The sequence below is a fragment of the Kribbella shirazensis genome (assembly GCF_011761605.1).
In the GTDB taxonomy this organism is placed as follows: Bacteria; Actinomycetota; Actinomycetes; order Propionibacteriales; family Kribbellaceae; genus Kribbella; species Kribbella shirazensis.
In genome coordinates this window covers 5,564,419-5,577,083 of the sequence record NZ_JAASRO010000001.1, presented here as the reverse complement: position 1 = coordinate 5,577,083, position 12,665 = coordinate 5,564,419, and the positions used below count along the sequence as shown (strand labels likewise).

Annotated in this window: 12 protein-coding genes; 9 read left to right on the top strand and 3 right to left on the bottom strand. The window is 69.9% G+C overall.

What is annotated here, in order from left to right; genetic code table 11:
• Positions 1–48 precede the first annotated feature (48 nt).
• The 5 genes from BJY22_RS26940 (at position 49) to BJY22_RS26920 (ending at position 5,389) form a co-directional block, all read left to right on the top strand.
• A complete protein-coding gene (locus BJY22_RS26940) occupies positions 49–1,104 on the top strand; it encodes a P1 family peptidase (RefSeq protein WP_167211840.1) in 1,056 nt (351 codons plus the stop codon).
• Between the two features lie 95 nt (positions 1,105–1,199).
• Positions 1,200–1,931 (top strand): ABC transporter ATP-binding protein, encoded by a 732-nt coding sequence (locus BJY22_RS26935; RefSeq protein WP_202891280.1) that lies wholly within the window; start codon positions 1,200–1,202, stop codon positions 1,929–1,931.
• Between the two features lie 5 nt (positions 1,932–1,936).
• Positions 1,937–3,577: an FtsX-like permease family protein gene (locus tag BJY22_RS26930; protein ID WP_202892265.1), complete on the top strand. Its 1,641-nt coding sequence runs from the start codon at positions 1,937–1,939 to the stop codon at positions 3,575–3,577.
• Positions 3,578–3,645: 68 nt separating this feature from the next.
• Complete coding sequence (locus BJY22_RS26925; RefSeq protein WP_167211834.1) at positions 3,646–4,257, top strand: DUF5998 family protein; 612 nt, start codon at positions 3,646–3,648, stop codon at positions 4,255–4,257.
• 4 nt (positions 4,258–4,261) lie between these two features.
• A complete protein-coding gene (locus BJY22_RS26920; RefSeq protein ID WP_167211831.1) occupies positions 4,262–5,389 on the top strand; it encodes an alkaline phosphatase family protein in 1,128 nt (375 codons plus the stop codon).
• Here the strand turns inward: BJY22_RS26920 and BJY22_RS26915 are convergent.
• Positions 5,386–7,041: a S8 family serine peptidase gene (locus BJY22_RS26915; RefSeq protein WP_167211828.1), complete on the bottom strand. Its 1,656-nt coding sequence runs from the start codon at positions 7,039–7,041 to the stop codon at positions 5,386–5,388. The two genes, BJY22_RS26920 and BJY22_RS26915, sit on opposite strands and share 4 nt — an antisense overlap.
• A gap of 98 nt (positions 7,042–7,139) precedes the next feature.
• Between BJY22_RS26915 and BJY22_RS26910 the strand changes: the two genes are divergently transcribed.
• Positions 7,140–7,793, top strand: a complete 654-nt coding sequence (locus BJY22_RS26910; RefSeq protein ID WP_167211825.1) for a thymidine kinase — start codon at positions 7,140–7,142, stop codon at positions 7,791–7,793.
• Complete coding sequence (locus BJY22_RS26905) at positions 7,790–8,617, top strand: sulfurtransferase (RefSeq protein ID WP_167211822.1); 828 nt, start codon at positions 7,790–7,792, stop codon at positions 8,615–8,617. The genes BJY22_RS26910 and BJY22_RS26905 overlap by 4 nt, the downstream gene beginning before the upstream one ends.
• A 51-nt stretch (positions 8,618–8,668) precedes the next feature.
• Here the strand turns inward: BJY22_RS26905 and BJY22_RS26900 are convergent, their stop codons facing one another.
• A complete protein-coding gene (locus BJY22_RS26900) occupies positions 8,669–9,412 on the bottom strand; it encodes an SDR family NAD(P)-dependent oxidoreductase (protein ID WP_167211819.1) in 744 nt (247 codons plus the stop codon).
• A gap of 177 nt (positions 9,413–9,589) precedes the next feature.
• Here BJY22_RS26900 and BJY22_RS26895 point away from each other — a divergent pair, with 177 nt between their 5' ends.
• Positions 9,590–10,645: a DUF4185 domain-containing protein gene (locus tag BJY22_RS26895; protein ID WP_202891279.1), complete on the top strand. Its 1,056-nt coding sequence runs from the start codon at positions 9,590–9,592 to the stop codon at positions 10,643–10,645.
• Here the strand turns inward: BJY22_RS26895 and BJY22_RS26890 are convergent.
• A complete protein-coding gene (locus tag BJY22_RS26890; RefSeq protein WP_167211817.1) occupies positions 10,642–11,118 on the bottom strand; it encodes a GNAT family N-acetyltransferase in 477 nt (158 codons plus the stop codon). The two genes, BJY22_RS26895 and BJY22_RS26890, sit on opposite strands and share 4 nt — an antisense overlap.
• A 154-nt stretch (positions 11,119–11,272) precedes the next feature.
• Here BJY22_RS26890 and BJY22_RS26885 point away from each other — a divergent pair, with 154 nt between their 5' ends.
• Complete coding sequence (locus BJY22_RS26885; RefSeq protein WP_167211814.1) at positions 11,273–12,664, top strand: ABC transporter substrate-binding protein; 1,392 nt, start codon at positions 11,273–11,275, stop codon at positions 12,662–12,664.
• Position 12,665: the final 1 nt, after the last annotated feature.

The following is a 12,665-nucleotide window of genomic DNA, read 5'->3' as shown; positions in this document are numbered from 1 at the left end:
ACGCTAGCGCGCGCCGCAACCGGATTTCGGCGTGCGAAGATCGGACGCATGCAGCCCGGTCCGCACAACGCGATCACTGATGTTCCCGGCGTTCTGGTCGGTCAGGTCGAGCGCCTCGACGCGCCGTACCTCACCGGCACGACGGTCGTCCACGTGCCCGCGACGGCGGTCGCCGGCGTCGATGTCCGCGGCGGCGCGCCCGGCACGCGCGAGACCGACCTGCTCTCGCCGGTGAACTCCAACGACGGCGTGAACGCGATCGTCCTGACCGGCGGCAGCGCCTTCGGGCTCGACACCGCCGGCAGCGTGATGCGCTGGCTGGAGGAACGCGGCGAGGGCGTGCGGGTCGGCCAGGGCGAGTTCGACGTGGTGCCGATCGTGCCGACCGCGGTGATCTTCGACCTGGCCCGGGGCGGTGACTTCAAGGCCCGGCCGGAGCCGTCCTGGGGAGCGGACGCGATCGCCGCCGCGACCGGCGGATCGGTTGCCCTCGGCAATCACGGCGCCGGGGCGGGCGCCCGGGTCCGGTCGCTCAAGGGCGGCGTCGGCTCGGCCAGCGTCCGGCTCGACGACGGTACGACGGTCGGCGCGCTGGTGATCGTGAACGCGGCCGGTTCCGCGGTCGACGCCGACGGCAACCTGTACGGCGCGCGGTACGGACTGGGCGACGAGTTCGCCCACCTGCGGACACCGGTCGAGCCCCCGCCGCCCGCCGCGCCCGGCCGCAACCTGATCCCGGGCCCGCCGATGAACACGGTGATCGCGATCGTCGGCACCGACGTACCGCTGGACAAGGCCGCGGCGCAGCGGATGGCGATGGTCGCGCACGACGGCCTGGCGCGGGCGATCGACCCGATCCACACCCTCGTCGACGGCGACAGCATCTTCGCGGTGTCGACCGGGACGCCCCCGGACGGCGTACCGCGGCTGAGCGTCACCGATCCGGCCGCGCTGGGACAGCTGGAGACGGTGTACGCCGCCGGCGCGCGGACCCTGTGCCGCGCGATCGTGCACGCGATGCTGAACGCCGAGTCGGTGCAGACGCCGGCCGGCACGATCCCGAGCTACCGCGACGCGTACCCGTCGGCGTTCCGTACGACCTGAGTCGTACGGAAGGTCGCCGAAAGGCACCGGAAGACGGCAGCAAGACCGGTCCGCGGGCGGACGATCGCGCGGAGTGATCGCGAAAGGCTCCGGGTATGAACTTCCAGAGTCAGCAGATCGTGCTCAGCGGTCACGGTCTCGTCAAGTACTACGGCAGCGTGGTCGGCCTCGCCGGAGTGGATGTCGCGGTGCATGCGGGCGAAGCGCTCGCGGTGATGGGGCCGAGCGGGAACGGCAAGACCACCCTCCTGCACGTCCTGGCCGGCATCCTCACGCCGGACCAGGGCGAGGTGTGGCTGGGCGGTGAACGGGTGGACCAGTTGAACGACGCGGCGCGGACGGTGCTGAGGCGGCGTCGGCTCGGCTTCGTGTTCCAGGACAACCAGTTGCTCGCCGAACTGCCCGCGGACGAGAACGTGGCCCTCCCGTTGATGGTCGACGGTGTGAATCGACGGGAGGCCATCGGGCGGGCCCGCACCACGCTGGCCCAGGTCGGGCTCGCAGCCGAGGTCGGGCGTCGTCCCGGGGAGCTGTCAGGTGGTCAGGCGCAGCGGGTGGCGATCGCGCGGGCACTGGTCGGTGAGCCGCAGGTGGTGTTCGCCGACGAGCCGACCGGCGCGTTGGATGCTGCCACGGGCTCCCAGGTCATCGAGCTCCTCGTCGGCGCAGCGACGTACCGCGGTGCCGCGGTGGTCGTCGTCACGCACGACAACGCAGTGGCCGCCCGCTGCCATCGCACGCTGCACATCGTCGACGGCCGCGTCAGCGAGGGCATGAACCCTGGCGCCCCGGTGGCCGGGCCGGTTCCGTGGGAGGTGCGGCCGTGAATCCGATGACGGATCTCGGGCTGCGGTTCGTTCGGCGGCCCGGGCCGGGTGGACGGGCCGCCAACCTCGCTGCGCTCGGTGCGACAGCGGTGGTCGCGCTGCTCGTCACGTTCCTGATCGCCGGCTCGCTCGGGCTCTCGCACCGGTCCGAGCGGATCGGCTGGCGCAGCGCGGACAAGGCCGACCCTGCGACCGCGATCGGTCTGCTGAACCTCGACGACGACCAGCGCGTCGACGGCCACCGCCTCGCCGTCCTCGACCTCGCCACTCTCCGACCCAACGAACTGCCGCCACCGCCAGGGCTCGAGCACACCCCGAAGCCCGGCGAGGTCTTCGTGTCACCCGAGGTCGCCAAGCGCTGGTCCAGCCTCAGCAAGCGGTACAACCTGGACCAGCCCACCGGCGTGATCAGCGACAAGGGACTGTCCTCACCAGAGGAGCTCATCGTCATCCGCGGCGTACAGACGATCGCCGCCGACGAGCACCCGCAGTACGTCAGCAGCTGGAACGAGAACGTCTGGGACAGCCGCATGCTCGGCCTCCTCATCGCAGTTGCCTTCGGCATCACCCTGGTGCTCTTCCCGATCCTCAGCCTGGTCGGACAGGCAGCCGGTGTCGCAGCCAAGCGACGCGAGCACAGACTGGCCGCTCTACGTCTCGCCGGTGCTACGCGTACCCAGGTGCTCTGGCTGAGCGCAGTAGAACAAGCCGTGCTCGCCTTGGCCGGTGCGGTGATCGGTCTGCTCGGCTACACCGTGCTGAGTCCGCTGATCGCACAGGTCCCCTTGGGCGGCGGACGCTGGTACGTCGGCGACATCACCGTGCAGTGGTGGACAGTCCTCGTGGTACTGGTCGCCGTTCCCGTCCTGTCCGTCGTCAGCGCACTTATCGGCCTCGGACGCGTCAGCATCACGCCGCTGGGCGTCGTACGCGGCCAGACCCGCAAGGGCGTCAGCGTGCTGCGGATCGGTCTCCTCGTGATCGGTCCGGTGATTCTGGCGTACTACGGGATGCGGGCAGCGATCCTGCCGTTGCTGATCGGCGTTGGATTCGCTGCGCTCGCAGTGCGGATCATCGGGCCGTGGGCAGTACAGGTGGTCGGCAAGCTGATGGCCAACGCTGCGAACGGACCCGTGACGTTGCTGGCCGGACGACGGCTCGTGGACGACCCGAAGGGCGCGTTCCGCCCGGTGGCCGCACTGGTCCTGTCCGGTTTCGTCACCGGGTTCATCTCGGTCTTCATGCCCTCAGGTGAGGACGACCCGAGCTTCAACGACATGCGGATCGGCGTCGCGTTGCTGCTCTCGCTGGTGTTCCTGACGGTGGCCGCCTCGACGGCTGCCGGTGCGGTGGGCACGGCGCTCGACCAGGCGGCTCCGGCGCGCGCGCTGCGGCGGTCCGGTGTGCCGTTGTCGGTGATCGAGCGGTCGGCTCGGGTGGCGGCCGTCGTACCGGTCGTCGGGGTCGGTCTGCCGGTGGTCGGGTTCGGCGCGCTGTGCGGGCTGGCGTTGAGCGGCGGCAAGGTCATCACCCAGGGGAGTTCCGGCGTACTTCTGCTGCTCGGGCAGGTTGTCGCCGGACTCGTGCTGGCCACGGTCGCGGGCGCGGCCGGCGCGCCGGTGCTGCGGAAGGCAAGTGCGAACTGATCGCGGTTGTCCACAGGTGAAGGCGAAGGGTGAAACGCTCCCGGGCACGGTCGTGCAAGGATGAGGGCATGCGTGACCTGAATGCACCGGAACTTGCGGACGCGTCAGCAGACCTCCGCGAGGCGATCGATCGGTGCGGCTACTACCCCGACGTGGTGTCGGACTCGCTCGACGTGGCGATCGCCGGTGAGCCGATCCGGGCCTACGTGCTGCAGCACGAGCCGACGTTCGACCGGGACGAGGTCCGGCGGCACATCACGATCCTGGCGCTGACCCCGACCCGGCTGATCGTCGGCCACACCGACGAGCACGCCGCCGACGAGCTGATCCGCGCGCCGTACGCGTCGACCTCGACCGAGGCCATCCCGCTGCAGCGCGTGAACGCCGTGGTCGTGAACCGCGTCGTGCCGAATCCGGCGGGCTATGCCTCGGGCAAGGCCGACCCGGCGGTGGCCGGCAGCGGTGAGGTGGTGCTGACGATCGGCTGGGGCATGGTGAACCGGATCGACCTCGAGCCCGCCGTCTGCGCGGACCCGAACTGCGAGGCCGACCACGGCTACACCGGCTCGGTCGCGGCCGACGACATCTCGCTGCGGATCAGCGCCGCCGCCGACGGCCCCGCCGGGATCCGGCAGGTGCTCGAGTTCGCCAAGGCGCTCTCGTTCGCCACCAGCAGGTAGTGCCGTGATCGTCCCGGTTTCCCCGCAGTACGGCGGTGGCGCGCTCGCCGACGTCCTGCCGTCGGTGGCCGGCGCGCTGTCAGTGCCGGGGGAGACCGACGTCCTCGGCCTGCCACCCGCGTCCCGGTACGCCGTGCTCCTGCTCGACGGCCTCGGCTGGAACCTGCTGCAGCGGTACGCCGCCGCCGCGCCGTACCTGTCGTCGTTGATGCCGGCGGGCCGCAGTCTGACCGCGGGCGTGCCGTCGACGACGGCCGTCAGTCTCACGAGTCTCGGGACCGGTCTTCCGCCGGGCGCGCACGGCATCGTCGGCTACACGTCGATCGTGCCGGAGTCCGGTGCGCTGCTGAACGCGCTTGCCTGGGACGCCCCGGTCGATCCGCGGCGCTGGCAGCCGCACGGGACGGTCTTCGACCGGGCCGCGGCGGCGGGTGTTGCCACGCGGAACGTGAGCAAGAGCCGCTTCGACACGTCAGGGCTGACAGCGGCGGCCTTCCGGGGGAGTAAGCATCGCGGAGCCGACACGATCGAGGAGCGGCTGGACGCGACCCGGTTCGCGAGTCGTGAAGGACGGTCGTCGCTGGTCTACGTGTACGACTCCCAGCTCGACTACATCGGCCACCAGCAGGGCTGCGACTCGTGGCAGTGGCAGAAGGAACTCACGGCGGCCGACACGTTCGCCCAGCAGGTCCGATCCGCGTTGCCGCGTGACGCCGTACTGCTGGTCGTCGCCGACCACGGCATGATCGACGTCGCGCCCGAACACCGCGTCGACCTGGACGCCGAGCCGGCGCTGGCGGCCGGGGTCAGCCTGATCGGCGGCGAGTCCCGGTTCCGCCACCTGTACTGCGTGCCCGGCGCCGAGGCCGACGTACTGGCCACTTACCGGGAGCGCTTGGGCGACAAGGCGTTGGTGCTGTCTCGCTCCGAGGCGGTCGCCCGGGGCTGGTTCGGTGCGGTCGTCGAGGACCGCGTGTCGCCGCGGCTGGGCGACGTCATCGTCGCCTCTCTCGGCCCGGTCGCGCTGGTGGCCGGCCGGCAGCACCCGCAGGAGGCGGGCCTGATCGGCCTGCACGGTTCATTGACGCACGACGAGATGGAGATCCCGCTGCTCGTCGACGCGGGCAGTTAGAAACTCCACACGTTCCAGAAGAAGCTCGTGCGGGCGGTCTTCGCCTCGCCGTCGCGGGCCGTGACGGTCACCTTGTAGCGTCCCGCGCCGGGCGTCAGTACACCGGTGATCCAGCCGCGCGTGGCGTCGATGCGGAGGCCCGGCGGCAGGCCGACGGCCGTGTAGCTGATGTCGCCCGTCCCTCCGGTGCCCTTCATCAGCAGCGGGACCGCCGGGATGCCGCCGACACCGATCTGCTCCGACGGCTCGGTGATCGAGATCGCGCCCTGCGGCTGGGCCGCCGCGGCGCCGACCGCCTCGGCCGCGTCGACCATCCCTTCGCCGTAGTACGAGTTCTTGGCGGCCGACCCGATGCACTCGCCGGAGGCGCCCGGCGGGCAGGCGAGGTCGTTGGCCTGCTGCGCGAGCCGGGCGCGGACGTCGGCCGCCGACAGCTTCGGATCGACGCTGCGGAGCAGGGCCGCGACGCCGGCGACGTGCGGCGACGCCATCGACGTACCCTCGAGCACCTTGTAGCCACCGCCCGGGACCGTCGAGTACACGACCTGGCCCGGGGCGGCCAGGTTGATCTTGTTCTCACCGAAGTTCGAGAACGGCGACTTCGCGCTGCGCGGGTCGACCGACGCTACGACGACCACGTTCGGCAGCTCGGTCGGGAGGCTGAGGCAGTCGTTCGTGACGGTGCGGCTGGTGGCGGTCGAGTCGTCGGGGCTGGACTCGTCGTCGGTCTTGTTCGCGAGGTCGTAGTCCTCGTTGCCGGCCGCGGCGACGTTCACCACGCCCTTGCTGTCCGAGTACGCGACGGCCCGGCGGACGCCCTCGGCGATCGCGGCCTGGTCCTCGTCGTTCGGGCAGTTGAACAGCCACGGGTCGACGTAGTAGCTGTTGTTGGTCACCGAGACGCCCTTGTCGGCGGCGAACATGAACGCGCAGACCGTGTTCTCCGGGAAGAACAACTCGCTGCCGGCCTCGGCAACCCTGATCGACGACACCTTCACACCGGGCGCGACCCCGACCATGCCGAGACCGTTCTTCGCGCCGGCGATCGTGCCCGCGACGTGCGTCCCGTGCTCACCGACCGGGCGCCACGCGCCGGGCCTGGTGTCGACCTTGCCGTACGCGCAGGACGCCGACCGCGCCGGGTCGAAGTTCGCCTTCAGGTCCGGGTGCTGGTCGTCCACGCCGGTATCGAGGACGCCGACCGTGATGTTCTTCGAGCCCGGATTCTTCGCCCACGCGCGGTCCGCGCCGATCAGCGTCATGTCCGGCCGGTCGACCTCCGGCTGGGCCGTCGGCACCTCCGGCACCGCCAGGGGGATCGCCGGGTTCGCGGCCGCCGCGGGCACGTCCGACGTCCGGGTCGCCCCGGCCTTCTGTACGCCGCTCACGCCGCGGATCTTCGTGACGAAGTCGGCCGCGGTCGCGTGCGCCACGATCACGCCGATCGCGTCGTACGCCGCGTACACCGTGCCGCCGCTCTGCGCGATCGCACCAGTGACCTTGCCGGTCTGGCCCGGCGCGGTGATCACGAAGTACGCCCGCAGCCCGGCCTCGGACCGTCCCGGCGCCGCGGTGGCCGGAACTGCGGCCGGAGGGGTGGCGGTGACGGCGAGCAGGCAGGCCGCGAGGACGAGAACCAGGGGTTTGCGCACATTCCATTCAAACTGAACGGAGGCTCAGAACCCAAGCCACCGCTCCGACACACCCCCGGAGTGCGCGAGGGACCTTTGACTTGGCAGGATGTTCGCCCGTGGCTGAGCTGCTGTATTTCACCGGGACCATGGACTGCGGCAAGTCGACCTTGGCGCTCCAGATGGATCACAACCACAAGGCCCGCGGGCGGCTCGGCCGGATCTTCACCAGCCACGACCGCGCGGGCGAGTCGGTGCTGTCGTCGCGGCTCGGCCTGTCCGCGGACGCGGTCGAGGTCCGGCCGGACTTCGACTTCTGGGACTATGTGGTGAACGAGCTGACCCGCGGCGGGCGGATCGACTACGTGGTCTGCGACGAGGCGCAGTTCTACAGCCCGCTGCAGATCGAGCAGCTCGCGCGGCTGGTCGACGAACTGCAGATCGACGTGTTCTGCTTCGGGATCCTGACCGACTTCCGGGCGACGCTGTTCCCGGGATCGGCGCGGCTGGTGGAGCTCGCGGACCGGATGGAGCTGCTCCAGGTCGAGGCGCTGTGCTGGTGCGGTGAACGGGCCACGCACAACGCCCGTACGATCGGCGGTGAGATGGTGACCGAGGGAGAGCAACTGGTGGTGGGCGACATCGTGTCGCACGACCACGAGGTCGCGTACGAGGTGCTCTGCCGCCGGCACCACCGTCGCCGTCTCACCCAGGCCCGCGCCCGCGCCACGCTGTCACCCGAGGTCCTGCCGTTCGGAGGAGCTGCTTCATGAGTCCGTTGATCACCGTGGACGAACTGCGTGCGCTTGATCCCGCGCCGGTGCTGGTGGACGTCACGTGGAACCTCGCCGGTCCGCCCGGCAAGGAGGCGTACGACGCCGGACACCTGCCCGGCGCGTACTTCGTCGACCTCGACACCGAGCTCGCCGGCCCGCCCGGCCCCGGCCGTCACCCGTTGCCGGACGCAACCACCGTGACGGCGACCTTCCGGCGCCTCGGCGTGACCGCCGCGGACACCCCGGTCGTGGTCTACGACGCCGCGAACTCGATGTCCGCGGCCCGGGCCCGCTGGGTCTTCCGCTACTTCGGCCTCACCGACGTCCGCGTCCTCGACGGCGGCCTGGCGGCCTGGAAGGCAGCCGGGGGAGCCGTGACCACCGAGGTACCGACCAGCCCCACCGCCGCCGAAGGGTTCGTCGCCACCCCCGGGCACCTGCCGGTGCTGGACGCGGATGGGGCCGCGGCCCTGGCGGCCAAAGGCATCCTGCTCGACGCGCGGACCCCGGAGCGGTTCGCGGGGGAGGTGGAGCCGATGGACCCGGTAGCCGGTCACATCCCCGGTGCCGTCAACGCGCCCACCACCGCGAACGTCGACGACACCGGCCGCTTCCTCCCGGCAGCGGAACTCCAGGCCCGGTTCGCCGGCCTCGGCGTCACGCCCGACGCCGAGGCGGGCGTCTACTGCGGCTCCGGGGTCACCGCCGCCCACGAAGCCCTCGCGCTCGAGTCGGCCGGCCTACCCGCGACCGTCTACATCGGCAGCTGGTCGGAGTGGATCACCGACCCGACCCGCCCGGTTGCCACCGGCAAGGACTGAGCCACCGGAAGGATCGCCACCGCCAGGGACTGAACCTACGGCCGACCGGCGTCACCAGCCGATCGGCCCTTCGCGGTCCTCGAACGTCCCGGACGGCCCGTCCGGACCGATGGTCGCCATCCGAACGATCGAGTCGGTGCCTTCGGTGACGGTCAGCTGGCCCATGTGGTTGTTCATGTCCGTCGCGGCAAAGGTCTGCTTCGCGTTCTCACCCGGCGTGACCGCGTTGAACTTGATCCCCGGCAGCGCCTGGGCGTAGCGGACGGTGAGCATGTTCGCGGCCGCCTTGGAGGTGCTGTAGGCGAGCTCGTGCATCTTCGAGGTCGGCTGTGCCGGATCGAGGACCACGCTGAACGCGCCACCGGCGCTCGTCACGTTCACCACCCGCGGGTTCTCCGCCGCCTGCAGCAGCGGCAGGAACGCATGCGTGACGCGCACCAGACCGTAGACGTTGGCGTCGAACACCGGGTGCAGCTCGTCCACCGTCGCTTCACCAGGATGGACGATGTGCCCCGGCGCGCCCGCGTTGTTGATCAGTACGTCGAGCCGGTCGGTGTACCCGCGCACGAGTTCCAGCGCGCCGGCCACCGACTCGTCGGACGTGACGTCCAGCGGGACCAGTACGACGTCGATACCGTCGGCAGCCAGCTTCTCGGCGGCGACTCGGCCCCGGCCTTCGTCGCGCGAGCCCAGGAAGACCTTCCAGCCCATCAGCCCGAGCCGCCGGGCCGCCTCGTGGCCGAGACCCTTGTTCGCACCCGTGATCAGCACCGTGGTCTGTACCGCGTCGGTCATCGAATACCTCCTCTGGAGACAACTCTTCGCCCACCAGATGCCGCCCGAGGACGTCCCGTGACACCGGGCGGACGTGACCCGCGCCACGGGTTGACTTCGCGAGGGAGGTGCGGGATCGTGTGGCAGAAATCGATTTCCCATCACTGTCCGCCCCCTTTTGATGCTGGGAGTCACCCCATGCTGAAGCGATCCACGTTCCTGCGCGCCGCGGTCGGCGCCGGTGTGCTGGCCGCCGTACCCGGCCGGGCCCTCGGGAACAGCCAGGCAGTGCTGACGAACAAGGTGGCCGATCTGACCGGGCCGGGACTGACCGACCGGTTCCGGATGGCCGCGACCGACCTCGGGATTCCCGCGCGGACGCCGGACGGGCGCCTGCTGTTCATGTTCGGCGACACCTTCGAGGAGCCGTACGTCGGCGGCGGCTGGTGGCGCTCACCGGTGGCGCTGTGGTCGACGACCTCGGACCTGAACGGCGGCGTGACGTGGTCCGGCGCGGTCGGGGGAGACGCGGCGCAGCAACTGTGGGACTACCCGCACGACAACCCGACGTTCTCGACCGTGCTGCCGTCGGACGTGATCACGATCGGCGGGTCGATGTACCTGCACGCGATGGTGAACAAGGGCCTCGGGAACGTCGTCTGGACGGAGATCTGGCGCTCGGACAACTCCGGCGCGAGCTGGTACCACACCGGCGCGAAGTTCGATCCGAACATCGACGGCGGGATGTTCCAGCTGCTGACCTGGGGCCTCGGGAACGACGGGTACGTCTACGTCTATTCCACAGGCTTCCAGCGCGACAAGCCGATCATCCTGAAGCGCGTCCGCGCCGAGCAGATCGCGAACCCGGCGGCGTACGAGCCGTGGGGTTACCGCGACGGCGTCTGGGCGTGGGGCAATCCCGCGACGCCCATCCTGAGCGGGAGCTTCGGCGAGATGAGCCTGCGCCCGCTGGGCGGCAAGTGGATCCTGACCTGGTTCAACGCCGGCGACTACCGCATCGACGGCATGATCATGGACACGCCGACGTCCAACCTGTACACGGCGTACCGCCAGACCCTGATCTACGGCGGTGCGTGGGGCTCGGAGGACGACAACCACGTGGCGCAGCTGTACGGCGGCTACGTGATCCCCGGCTCGACGCTGTCGGATCTGCACCTGTCGGTCAGCCAGTGGAACACCGCCAACGGATGGCCTTACCGGGTCATGCAGTTCCGCGTGCGCGGCTTCGGTTAGAGGTCCAGGACCATCGTGTCGGAGGTGCCGACGACACTCACCTTCCGGAAGCCGAGCGATTCGTAGAGCTTCCGGGCCGGGTTGTCCGGGTCGACGCTGAGTGAGAGCCGGCTGTACGACGCCGTCCGCGCCTGCGCGATGACCTCGCTGAGCACGGCCCGGGCGACCCCGCGGCGGCGGAACCCGGGCGCGACGCCCAGGGTGAGCTCGGGTACGTCGTCCGCGACGTACCCGTAGCCCGGCCGGTCCGCGGTGAGCAGGCGGGCCCAGGCGGCGCCGGCGGGGGAGCCGTCCAACTCGGCGACGACCCCGAAGTCGGTACCTCGCTGCCAGTCGGCGAGGTACCGCCAGGCGTGGTCGTCGGCACGCGCCTTCGCCTCGTCGTACCACGGGGTGCCGTCCCAGTTGCACGCCTCGAGCAACATCGCGGTCAGGAACGGGAAGTCATCGGCAGTCGCCGGCCGCAGGAGCATGCCGCCTATCTTCGCGCCGGGTCGTCCTAAGCTCCAGCGGATTACTGCCGAACAAGGTCTTGAGTTAGTAACACGCTTGGTTTAACTTACTCGGGACCTGGTCGGTGTGTGGCTCAGAGCACACCGGCGGCATGCGGAAACCTGAGGAGTTCCGATGACGACAGTGAGCAGGTGGGGGCGGCGCGGGACTGCCCTGGGGATCGCCGGGCTGATGCTCGCGGCGGCCGGCTGCGCGAAGGCGACCACGCCGGAGGCCGGTGGCGCCGCGGGTGAGATCGACGAGAAGGCACCGGTCACGATCACGATCGGCGACCGCCCGACACCCGACAAGCCGAACGACATCAAGGCGTTCGAGCAGAAGATCAAGGACTTCACGGCGAAGTACCCGAACATCACGGTGAAGTCGACCGAGACCAAATGGGAGGCGCAGACCTTCCAGGCGCAGGTGGCCGGCGGCACGCTGCCGACGGTGATGAACATCAGCTTCACCGAGCCCGCCAACATGATCCCGAACAAGCAGTTGCCGGACATCACCGACGAGCTGAAGCTCGTCGACCTGACCAAGGACCTGAACCCGGACGTGCTCAAGATCGTTCAGGACGCCGAGGGCCGGATCTACGGCGTACCGATCGACGTGTTCTCGGTCGGACTGGCGTACAACCGGGCGCTGTTCACGCAGGCAGGTCTCGACCCGGACAAGCCGCCGACGACCTGGGACGAGGTCCGCCAGTACGCGAAGCAGATTGCCGAGAAGACCGGCAAGGCCGGGTACGCGCAGCTGACCACGAACAACACCGGCGGCTGGATGCTGACCACGATGACCTACAGCATGGGCGGCACGGTCGAGAGCCCCGACGGGAAGAAGAGCACCTTCAACGACGCGCCGACCAAGAAGGCGCTGCAGTTGCTGAAGGACATGCGCTGGACCGACAACTCGATGGGCAGCAACTTCCTCTACAACCAGGAGGAGATCCGTCAGGACTTCGCTGCCGGGAAGATCGGCATGGTCCTGCAGGCGCCGGACGCCTACGACATGAGCGTGAAGAACTTCGGCATGAAGCCCGCCGACTACGGTCACGGCGGGCTGCCGCAGGACGGCGGTCCGCACGGCACGCTGACCGGCGGCTCACTCAAGATGATCAGCCCGAAGGCGACGAAGAACGAGGTCGTCGCGGCGCTGAAGTGGATCAAGTTCGACCAGTTCGACAAGTACACGACCGAGGCGCTCGCGGTGCAGGACGCGAAGACCACGGTCGCGGACAAGGGCTTCGTCGGGCGGCCGGGCATCACGCCGCTCAGCCAGGAGACCTACGACCGGTACAACAAGTGGCGCGAGCCGTACGTCAACGTGCCGGTCAAGCAGTTCCAGGGGTACGTCGACTCCACCAAGACGCTGAAGCTGCTGCCCGAGCCGCCGAACAAGGGCCAGGAGGTCTACTCGCTGCTCGACCCGGTCGTCCAGCAGGTGCTGACGAAGAAGGACGCGGACATCGACAAGCTGCTGAGCGACGCCGCCTCGAAGATCGACGCGCGCCTGGCGCGGTGAT